Annotated in this window: 12 protein-coding genes; all 12 read left to right on the top strand. The window is 63.3% G+C overall.

What is annotated here, in order from left to right:
• Nucleotides 1-158: 158 nt before the first annotated feature.
• The 12 genes from rpsH to rplQ all read left to right on the top strand — a co-directional run bounded on the left by rpsH (nucleotide 159) and on the right by rplQ (nucleotide 7,189).
• Nucleotides 159-554: a 30S ribosomal protein S8 gene (gene rpsH / locus ACR9ZJ_RS18370; protein WP_072322781.1), complete on the top strand. Its 396-nt coding sequence runs from the start codon at nucleotides 159-161 to the stop codon at nucleotides 552-554.
• Between the two features lie 11 nt (nucleotides 555-565).
• Nucleotides 566-1,093, top strand: coding sequence for a 50S ribosomal protein L6 (gene rplF, locus ACR9ZJ_RS18365; RefSeq protein ID WP_481279550.1), 528 nt, complete (start codon nucleotides 566-568; stop codon nucleotides 1,091-1,093).
• 30 nt (nucleotides 1,094-1,123) lie between these two features.
• On the top strand, nucleotides 1,124-1,474 hold the full coding sequence (gene rplR, locus ACR9ZJ_RS18360) for a 50S ribosomal protein L18 (protein ID WP_306849892.1): 351 nt from the start codon (nucleotides 1,124-1,126) through the stop codon (nucleotides 1,472-1,474).
• A 121-nt stretch (nucleotides 1,475-1,595) separates the two neighbouring features.
• Nucleotides 1,596-2,105 (top strand): 30S ribosomal protein S5, encoded by a 510-nt coding sequence (rpsE, locus tag ACR9ZJ_RS18355; RefSeq protein ID WP_029213879.1) that lies wholly within the window; start codon nucleotides 1,596-1,598, stop codon nucleotides 2,103-2,105.
• Complete coding sequence (gene rpmD / locus ACR9ZJ_RS18350; RefSeq protein WP_371023350.1) at nucleotides 2,098-2,295, top strand: 50S ribosomal protein L30; 198 nt, start codon at nucleotides 2,098-2,100, stop codon at nucleotides 2,293-2,295. Before rpsE ends, rpmD begins: the two co-directional genes overlap by 8 nt.
• A gap of 5 nt (nucleotides 2,296-2,300) precedes the next feature.
• Entirely contained in the window at nucleotides 2,301-2,732 is a 432-nt protein-coding gene (gene rplO / locus ACR9ZJ_RS18345; protein WP_306849898.1) for a 50S ribosomal protein L15, read from the top strand.
• 4 nt (nucleotides 2,733-2,736) lie between these two features.
• Nucleotides 2,737-4,059, top strand: coding sequence for a preprotein translocase subunit SecY (gene secY / locus ACR9ZJ_RS18340; protein WP_481279551.1), 1,323 nt, complete (start codon nucleotides 2,737-2,739; stop codon nucleotides 4,057-4,059).
• Nucleotides 4,060-4,183: 124 nt separating this feature from the next.
• Nucleotides 4,184-4,540 carry a 30S ribosomal protein S13 gene (gene rpsM, locus ACR9ZJ_RS18335; protein WP_029213875.1) on the top strand — a complete coding sequence of 119 codons (357 nt, stop codon included), beginning with the start codon at nucleotides 4,184-4,186 and terminating at the stop codon, nucleotides 4,538-4,540.
• A 12-nt stretch (nucleotides 4,541-4,552) separates the two neighbouring features.
• Nucleotides 4,553-4,939, top strand: a complete 387-nt coding sequence (gene rpsK / locus ACR9ZJ_RS18330; RefSeq protein WP_007513384.1) for a 30S ribosomal protein S11 — start codon at nucleotides 4,553-4,555, stop codon at nucleotides 4,937-4,939.
• 11 nt (nucleotides 4,940-4,950) lie between these two features.
• The gene (gene rpsD / locus ACR9ZJ_RS18325; RefSeq protein ID WP_029213873.1) at nucleotides 4,951-5,577 is read left to right on the top strand and encodes a 30S ribosomal protein S4; all 627 of its coding nucleotides are present in this window, start codon (nucleotides 4,951-4,953) and stop codon (nucleotides 5,575-5,577) included.
• 16 nt (nucleotides 5,578-5,593) lie between these two features.
• A complete protein-coding gene (locus ACR9ZJ_RS18320) occupies nucleotides 5,594-6,592 on the top strand; it encodes a DNA-directed RNA polymerase subunit alpha (protein ID WP_046967234.1) in 999 nt (332 codons plus the stop codon).
• 210 nt (nucleotides 6,593-6,802) lie between these two features.
• On the top strand, nucleotides 6,803-7,189 hold the full coding sequence (rplQ, locus tag ACR9ZJ_RS18315; RefSeq protein WP_306849943.1) for a 50S ribosomal protein L17: 387 nt from the start codon (nucleotides 6,803-6,805) through the stop codon (nucleotides 7,187-7,189).
• The last annotated feature ends 180 nt before the right edge of the window (nucleotides 7,190-7,369 follow it).

Below are 7,369 nucleotides of genomic sequence, written 5' to 3'. Positions count from 1 at the left end.
GGGGCGGGGGTTGCGAATGGCTTGCTGTAAAAAAACCCCCCCCGGGGGGGGCAAGGTTTTATCGGGGGGGGTCTGCCCACCCCACCCCCACGATTGTCGGCTTTACAATTTAAGATTTCCGGTAATTCGGATATCGGTGCACTCTCAAGGGTTTTCTTATGAGCATGACTGATCCCATCGCCGATCTGTTTACGCGCATCCGTAATGGCCAGGCCTCTGGCAAGTCGGTTGTCCGTATGCCGTCGTCGAAGATGAAGCTGGCCCTGGCCAAGCTTCTGCAGAACGAAGGCTATATTCTCGACGCCCGTGCCGCTGACGAAGCTGGCAAGCCGGTCCTCGAGATCAAGCTGAAGTACTTTGAAGGCCGTCCGGCCATCGAAACCATCTCCCGTGTCAGCCGTTCCGGTCTCCGCGTCTACCGCGGCAAGGACGAGCTGCCGAAGGTCCTCGGTGGCCTGGGTATCTCGATCATCTCGACTTCCGCCGGTCTCCTGACCGACGCGCAGGCCCGTGCGAAGGGTCTGGGCGGCGAAGTCATCGGCCAGGTGGCGTAAGGAGTCCCGACATGTCACGTGTAGCCAAGCAGCCCATCACCTTGCCGAAGGGCGTCGAACTCTCGATCGCCAACGGCACCGTCACCGTCAAGGGCCCGAAGGGCACCCTGACCACCCACGAACTGCCGGGCGTTTCGTTCCAGCAGGAGAATGGCGTCGCGAACGTCGTTCTCGCCGAGGGTGCCGACGACAAGTTCGGCGGTACCGCCCGCGCGATCGTCGCCAACATGATCCATGGCGTGGCCAACGGCTTCGAGAAGAAGCTGGAGCTCGTCGGCGTGGGTTACCGCGCCCAGCTCACCGGTAAGTCGGTCAACCTCTCGCTGGGTTATTCGCACCCGGTGATCTTCGAGGCGCCGGAAGGCATCACCATCGAAGTTCCGTCGCAGACGGAAGTCCTGGTGAAGGGTGCCGACAAGCAGCTCGTGGGCCAGGTGGCCGCGAAGATCCGCGCGTTCCGTTCGCCGGAGCCCTACAAGGGCAAGGGTGTCCGCTACGCCGGCGAGACGATCATCCTGAAGGAAGCCAAGAAGGCCTAATCGGCCTATCCGCTTTCTGGAGACGAGACGATGAACAAGAACGATTCCCGCCTGCGCCGCGCCAAGTCGACCCGTGCCCACATCCGTGAGCTCGCCGTCGCCCGCCTGAGCGTGCACCGCACCGGTCAGCACATCTACGCCCAGGTCTTCGCACCGAACGGCACCGTCGTGGCAGCCGCCTCGACCGTGCAGAAGTCGGTGGCCGAAGGCCTCAAGAGCAAGAAGAACATCGAGGCCGCCAGCACGGTCGGCCGCGTCGTTGCCGAGCGCGCCAAGGCCGCCGGTATCGAAGCTGTTGCCTTCGATCGCTCGGGTTTCCGTTATCACGGTCGCATCAAGGCTCTTGCCGACGCGGCGCGTGAGGCCGGCCTCAAGTTCTAAGAGGCGTCAGGCCACGGCATCGGTCCCCAGGGACCGGTGCCGCCCGCTGTAACTACAACTCCAAGCGGCGACCAAGCCGTAAACAGAAGTCCCGGTACGTCCGGGCAGACAGGAAAGAGAGATGTCCTCGACAGATCGCGAAAATTCGGACGGCATGCTTGAAAAGCTGATCGCCGTCAACCGCGTGGCCAAGACCGTCAAGGGTGGCCGCCAGATGAGCTTCACCGCGCTGACCGTTGTCGGCGATGGCGAAGGTCGCGTCGGCTTTGGTTATGGCAAGGCACGCGAAGTGCCGGTCGCCATTTCCAAGGCGATGGAGCGCGCCCGTCGCAACATGGTGTCGATCGAACTGAACAATGGCACGCTCTGGTACGCGATCAAGGCGAACCACGGTGCGGCCCGCGTCTACATGCAGCCCGCCTCGCAGGGTACTGGCGTCATCGCCGGCGGTGCCATGCGCGCCGTCCTCGAAGTGGTCGGCGTGAAGGACGTGCTTGCGAAGGCCGTCGGCTCGCGCAACCCGATCAACCTCGTCCGCGCCACGATCAAGGGCCTCCAGGCCGTTGCATCGCCGAAGCGCATTGCCGCCAAGCGTGGCAAGACGATCGAAGAGGTCCTCGGCAATGGCTAAGAACAACGAAAACACCGGCACCGTCCGCGTCCGCCTCGTCAAGGGCCTTCGCGGTGTACAGGGTCGTCATCGTCTGAGCGTGAAGGCCCTGGGCCTGAACAAGCTCAACGATGTGCGCGAACTGAAGGATAGCCCCCAGGTCCGTGGCCTTATCAACACGGTCTACTACCTGGTCCGGGTCGAGGAGTAAACGTCATGCGTCTTAATGAACTCAGGCCCGGCAAGGGCGCCCGCAAGACCCGTACCCGCGTCGCGCGCGGTATCGGCTCCGGCCTCGGCAAGACCGCCGGCCGTGGTCACAAGGGTCAGCACGCCCGTGCCGGCAATACGCACCGCGTCGGTTTCGAAGGCGGCCAGATGCCGCTGCAGCGTCGTTTGCCGAAGGTCGGCTTCCGTTCGCTGAAGAAGGCCGATACGGAACAGGTCATGCTGTACCAGCTGGCGTCGGTCAAGTCCGACACCATCGATCTGATCGCCCTGCACGCCGCCGGTCTCGTGACCAGCCGCGCGAAGAAGGTCAAGATCGTCCTGAAGGGCGAAATCACCCGTGCGGTGAAGCTCTCCGGTGTGCTTGCGACGGCCGGCGCCAAGGCGGCCATCGAAGCCGCCGGCGGCAGCGTGGAGTAATCAGGTGGCTGCAGCGCAGGGCACAACGCTCGGCTCGCTGGGCAAACTGACGGAACTGCGTCAGCGCATCTTTTTCCTTATCGGTGCGCTGATCGTCTTCCGTCTCGGCTCGTTCATTCCCGTTCCGGGCGTGAACCCCGAGGCGATGACGAGCCTGGTCGAGGGTGGTGGCGGCCTGTTGAACATGGTCAACATGTTCTCGGGTGGTTCGCTGTCCCGCTTCTCGGTGTTCGCTCTCGGTGTGGTGCCGTACATCTCGGCGTCGATCGTGGTGCAGATGATGGGCTCGGTCATTCCGTCGCTCATGGCGCTGCGCAAGGAAGGCGAGGCGGGTCGTCGCAAGATGACCACCTACACGCGCTTTGGCACGGTGGGCCTCGCGGCCTTCCAGGCGTTCGGCATCGCGGTGGCCCTGCAGAAGCAGGTCGCCACGGGCGGCGCACCGGTGGTCTACATGCCGGGTGCCGGCTTCGTCATGGCGTCGGTCGTCGGCCTCACCGCCGGCACGATGTTCCTGATGTGGCTGGGTGAGCAGATCACGGAGCGCGGAATCGGCAACGGTATCTCGATGCTGATCTTCGCCGGTATCGTCGCGGGCTTGCCGGGTGCCATCGTGCACACGCTGTCCATGGCGAACAACGGCGAGCTGTCGGTCCTGAAGCTGCTGATGGTCACCGTGGTGATCCTGGCGGTCACGGCCTTCGTGGTGTTCATGGAGCGCGCCCAGCGGCGTATCACCGTGAATTACGCGAAGCAGGGCAGCCAGCGTCAGTTCCAGCGCCAGACCTCGCACCTGCCGCTGAAGATCAACATGGCGGGCGTCATTCCGCCGATCTTCGCGACCAGCCTGCTGCTTTTCCCCGCGACCGCGGCGACCTGGTTCGGCTCTGCCCACCAGTCCCGTTGGCTGCAATGGCTGACCACGGCGCTGAGCCCGGGTGAGCCGGTCCACGACATCGTGTTCGCGGTGCTGGTGATCGGTTTCGCCTTCTTCTATACGGCGATCGTGTTCAATTCGCAGGAAACGGCCGATAACCTCAAGCGTTCGGGCGCGTTGATTCCGGGCATCCGCCCGGGTCGTGCCACGGCGGACTATATCGATGGCGTCATGACCCGGCTTACCGGTGTTGGCGCGCTCTACATCGTACTGGTCTGCCTGGTGCCCACGTTCATGCAGAACGCCTGGCACGTCCCGTTCTATTTCGGCGGCACTTCGCTGCTGATCGTGGTGGTGGTGGTGATGGACTTCACGGCTCAGGTCCAGGCCCATCTCGTCAGCCACCAGTACGAGAGTCTGCTTAAGAAGTCCAATCTCCGTCGCAGCTGAGACGCGACGGAGGCCCCAAGTAGGGGAGGCCTTGGCGCCCAGCGCCGCAGGACTTCCCGTTTAGGTTAATTACGGTTAGAATTGCGCGTTTACCGCGCACGAAACGCATCGGAGACAGTACATCATGGCGCGCATCGCGGGTGTCAATTTGCCGGTCCAGAAGCATGTCTGGGTTGGTTTGCAGAGCATTTACGGAATCGGCCGTTCGCGGGCGAAGCAGGTTTGCGTCGACGCGGGCGTGGTTGCGACCACCCCCATCAAGTCGCTCAGCGAAGGCGAGGTCGAGAAGATCCGCGCCGAGATCGCCAAGTACACGGTCGAGGGCGACCTTCGTCGCGAAATCGGCATGGCGGTCAAGCGCCTCATGGATCTTGGTTGCTACCGTGGCCTGCGCCACCGTCGCGGCCTGCCGGTGCGCGGCCAGCGCACGCGTACCAACGCCCGTACCCGCAAGGGTCCGCGTCGTCCGATCAAGAAGTAACGGATACCGATCATGGCTAAGCCGGTTAAAACCAAGAAGAAGATCAAGCGCGTCGTCACGGATGCCGTGGCCCACGTGCAGGCTTCTTTCAACAACACCATCGTCACGATCACCGATCGCCAGGGCAACGCCCTGTCGTGGGCGACCGCGGGCGGCGCGGGTTTCCGCGGTTCCCGTAAGTCGACCCCGTTCGCAGCGCAGGTCGCCGCCGAAAAGGCCGGCCGCGCCGCTGGCGACTACGGTGTGAAGACCGTGGAAGTGCGCATCAAGGGCCCCGGCCCGGGCCGCGAGTCGGCCGTGCGCTCTCTGAACGCGTTGGGCTACAAGGTGCTCAACATCATCGACGTCACGCCGATTCCGCATAACGGCTGCCGTCCCCCCAAGAAGCGTCGCGTCTAAGGAGCATACCCATGGCCCGTTATCGTGGAGCTACCTGCAAACTTGCGCGTCGTGAGGGTGCCGACCTCGGTCTGAAGAGCCCCGCCCGCGCGCTCGATTCCAAGTGCAAGCTCGAAAACAAGCCCGGCCAGCATGGCGCAAACAAGCGCGCCCGCCTGTCCGACTACGCTGTTCAGTTGCGTGAGAAGCAGAAGGTCAAGCGCATCTACGGCGTGCTTGAGCGTCAGTTCAGCAACTACTACACCAAGGCTTCGACCCAGAAGGGCAATACGGGTGAAAACCTGCTTCGCCTCCTGGAAAGCCGTCTCGACAATGTCGTCTACCGCATGGGTTTCGCGGTCACCCGCGCCCAGGCTCGCCAGCTCGTGGCCCACAAGTCCGTCACGGTCAACGGTAAGAAGGTCAACGTGCCTTCCTATCATGTCCGCCCGGGCGATGAGGTCTCGCTGACGGAGAAGGCCCGCACGCAGTTGCGCGTGCAGGAAGCGGCGACGATCTACGACACGATGGATCTTCGTCCGTCGTGGGTCGAGGTCGACAGCAAGAAGTTCGCAGGCACGTTCAAGGCCGTTCCGGATCGCGGTGATCTGCCGGCCGATATCAACGAAGCCCTGATCGTCGAGCTTTACTCGAAGTAATCCACCGGAGCCTTGCATGGCAGTTTCGTCAACTAGTGTGCTGCGGCCTCGTGGCCTCAGCGTCGAGCAGCTTGGAGCGAACCGCGCTAAGGTGGTGGTCGAGCCGCTCGAGCGTGGCTTTGGTCACACCCTGGGCAACGCGCTGCGCCGCGTGCTGCTCTCTTCGATTCCGGGCAGCGCGATCGTCGAGGTCGAAATCGACGGCGTGCTGCACGAGTACACCACCCTGGAAGGCCTGCAGGAGGACGTGATCGAAGTCCTGCTGAACCTCAAGGATGTCGCCATCCGTCAGCACAGCGGTGATGAAGTCACCCTGACGCTGTCGAAGAAGGGCAAGGGCGTGGTCACCGCGGGCGATATCGCGGTCGATCATTCCGTTGAAATCGTCAACCCGGAGCACGTGATCTGCCACCTCACCAAGGATGTGGCACTGAACATGCGCCTGAAGGTGCGTCGTGGCGTCGGCTACCAGCCGGCCAGCGCGCGCCAGCACCCGGATGACGAGACGCGGCCGATCGGCCGTCTGCAGCTCGACGCGTCGTTCGCGCCGGTCCTGCGCGTGGCTTACGAAGTGGATGCGGCTCGTGTCGAGCAGCGCACCAACCTCGACAAGCTCGTGCTCGACATCGAGACGAACGGCACGATCGGTGCTGAAGACGCGGTCCGCAAGGCTGCTGAAATCATCAACGATCAGCTGTCGGTTTTCGGCGATTTCTCGCGCCGCGAGAGCGATTCGACCAAGGCGGAGAAGGGTGGGTTCGATCCGCTCCTGCTGCGTCCGATCGACGATCTCGAACTGACGGTCCGTTCGGCGAACTGCCTCAAGGCCGAGAGCATCTACTACATCGGCGACCTGGTCCAGAAGACCGAGGTCGAGCTGCTGAAGACGCCGAACCTTGGCAAGAAGTCGCTGACGGAAATCAAGGATGTGCTGGGCGGACGTGGTCTCGCCCTTGGCATGAAGCTCGAAAACTGGCCGCCGCCGGGTCTTTCCCACGGCATGCAGCTGGGCTGATGTTTCACGGGGCGATCGGCATTCGATCGCCCCGATCCTTTGCACCACCCGGCGGATGCCTCGCGCACTTCCACCGGGATTCCAAAGCGGTCCAAAGAGGCCGTGCTCTTATAGCGGGGCGTTCTTAGTGCCCTGCATCAGCGGGTAACCGCGGGAAGTCGGCTCATCCTGACCGGCTTTTCATAACAATAGACTTAGAGAGTAAACGCCATGCGCCACCAGAAATCCGGTCGCAAGCTCAACCGCACGAGCAGCCACCGCGAAGCGATGTTCAAGAACATGGCTTCGTCGCTGATCAAGCACGAGCTTATCCGCACCACCCTTCCCAAGGCGAAGGAACTCCGTCGCGTCGCCGAGCCGCTCATCACGCTCGCCAAGACCGATGGCGTCGCCAACCGTCGTCTCGCTTTCTCGCGCCTGCGCGACAAGCAGGCTGTCGGTAAGCTCTTCGTCGAGCTGGGTCCTCGCTACCGCGAGCGTCCCGGCGGCTACCTGCGCATCCTCAAGTGCGGCTTCCGCCCGGGTGACAACGCCCCGATGGCGTATGTCGAGCTGGTGGACCGCCCGACCGCGGGCGAAGCAGTCGACGCCGACTAAGCCCTTCCAGGCTTGATCGAAAGAACCCCGGCCGGGAAACCTGCCGGGGTTTTTTTTTGCTTTGTGTCGTGGGATGGGGGGAGCTTACGGCTCGGCTTCGCCATCGCGCTCGCCGTGTGCGTGGCGAGGGGAGCTGCCGGGCGCCACCCTCGGCGCGACGGTAGTCGCCGTCCCTTGGGA

Source organism: Luteibacter sp. KNZ12-1A (assembly GCF_056755675.1).
Note: the sequence above shows the minus strand (reverse complement) of the source record. Positions and strands in the feature narration are given on the sequence as shown.

What these genes read in the sequence shown, in the direction of transcription:
- rplQ (WP_306849943.1), top strand. Translation starts at nt 6,803, where the DNA reads ATGCGCCACCAGAAATCCGGTCGCAAGCTCAACCGCACGAGCAGCCAC.
- rplO (WP_306849898.1), top strand. Translation starts at nt 2,301, where the DNA reads ATGCGTCTTAATGAACTCAGGCCCGGCAAGGGCGCCCGCAAGACCCGT.
- rpmD (WP_371023350.1), top strand. Translation starts at nt 2,098, where the DNA reads ATGGCTAAGAACAACGAAAACACCGGCACCGTCCGCGTCCGCCTCGTC.
- rpsD (WP_029213873.1), top strand. Translation starts at nt 4,951, where the DNA reads ATGGCCCGTTATCGTGGAGCTACCTGCAAACTTGCGCGTCGTGAGGGT.
- ACR9ZJ_RS18320 (WP_046967234.1), top strand. Translation starts at nt 5,594, where the DNA reads ATGGCAGTTTCGTCAACTAGTGTGCTGCGGCCTCGTGGCCTCAGCGTC.
- rpsE (WP_029213879.1), top strand. Translation starts at nt 1,596, where the DNA reads ATGTCCTCGACAGATCGCGAAAATTCGGACGGCATGCTTGAAAAGCTG.
- rplR (WP_306849892.1), top strand. Translation starts at nt 1,124, where the DNA reads ATGAACAAGAACGATTCCCGCCTGCGCCGCGCCAAGTCGACCCGTGCC.
- rpsM (WP_029213875.1), top strand. Translation starts at nt 4,184, where the DNA reads ATGGCGCGCATCGCGGGTGTCAATTTGCCGGTCCAGAAGCATGTCTGG.
- rpsH (WP_072322781.1), top strand. Translation starts at nt 159, where the DNA reads ATGAGCATGACTGATCCCATCGCCGATCTGTTTACGCGCATCCGTAAT.
- rplF (WP_481279550.1), top strand. Translation starts at nt 566, where the DNA reads ATGTCACGTGTAGCCAAGCAGCCCATCACCTTGCCGAAGGGCGTCGAA.
- rpsK (WP_007513384.1), top strand. Translation starts at nt 4,553, where the DNA reads ATGGCTAAGCCGGTTAAAACCAAGAAGAAGATCAAGCGCGTCGTCACG.